Annotated in this window: 1 protein-coding gene; it reads left to right on the top strand. The window is 59.9% G+C overall.

Annotated elements, in window-relative coordinates:
* A partial coding sequence (locus GSQ76_RS25150; protein ID WP_216851286.1) for a transposase occupies positions 1 to 1,189 on the top strand: 1,189 nt, incomplete at its 5' end.
* Positions 1,190 to 1,251: the final 62 nt, after the last annotated feature.

Raw genomic sequence — 1,251 nt, forward strand, 5'->3', positions numbered from 1 at the left:
CCAGGATCCACATTTTACCAACTACCACCGTGTTCTGAACCGTTGCCGTTGGTCCAGCCGACGGGTGGCACGATGCCTGTTCCGCCGGTTGGTCTCCACCTTCGTTCCAAGTGGGCCTGTCATCATCGGCCTGGACGACACACTGGAGCGACGGTGGGGTGCCAAGATCGCTGCACGGGGGATCTATCGTGATCTAACCCGCTCCTCGCACGGTCATTTCGTCAAAGCCAGCGGCTTACGTTGGCTCTCGGTCATGATCCTGCCCGAGATCGCTTTTGCGAGACGGGTCTGGGGACTGCCGTTCCTGACCGCATTGGCACCATCGGAGCGATATTCGACCCAGCGCCGGCGGCGGCATAAGAAACTCACCGACTGGGGCCGCCAGTTGTTACTGCAGGTGGCAAGATGGCTTCCAAACCGCCAAATCATTGGCGTTGCCGATAGCAGCTACGCCTCAATTGACTTGCTGAATGCAGTGCGCAGCCGGGTCTGTATGATCACCCGCCTTCGCCTGGATGCACGCTTGTTCGATCCGCCGGCTCGGCGCCATCGAGGCACTATTGGACGGCCTCGCGTCGTTGGAACGCGCCAGACCAATCTTGCCGAACGCCTAACCGATCCGAAGACCCGCTGGCGACGCGTCAAGGTAACCGGCTGGTATGGACGGGGCGAGCGGATTGTCGAGATCATCTCTGGCACTGCTCTGTGGCATCATCCCGGGCGCTTTGTGCCGATCCGCTATGTCTTGGTCCGCGATCTTGCTGGCGAACTCCGGCCGCAGGCATTCCTGTGCACCGATGTCAAAGCCGATCCAATCAATATCCTCCGTTGGTTTGTCCGGCGCTGGTCTATTGAGGTGACGTTTGCCGAAGTTCGGCGCCACCTGGGCGTCGAAAGTCAACGCCAGTGGTCCGATCCAGCCATCGCACGCACAACGCCAGCTCTGCTCGGCTTGTTCTCGCTCGTGACACTCTGGGCGCATGAGCTCCACGCCAAACAGCCAATGATGCCCCGCGCAGCGGCTTGGTATGCCAAACCGCTGCCGAGTTTCAGCGATGCAATTGCTCTTGTTCGTCGCGAACTTTGGACCAGACCGGGTTTAGACACTTCTGCAAACGGACCAGAAACCATCGAAATACCTCGCACAGCAATCAACGCCCTAATTGGAGCGGCTTGCTACGCGGCTTGAATGGCCAAAGCCAAGCTTAGGTCCGGTCGCGATAGCCGTTGCGATAGGTCGCCCGCTCGGCC

This window comes from Acidisphaera sp. L21 (assembly GCF_009765685.1).
Classification (GTDB): domain Bacteria; phylum Pseudomonadota; class Alphaproteobacteria; order Acetobacterales; family Acetobacteraceae; genus LMUY01.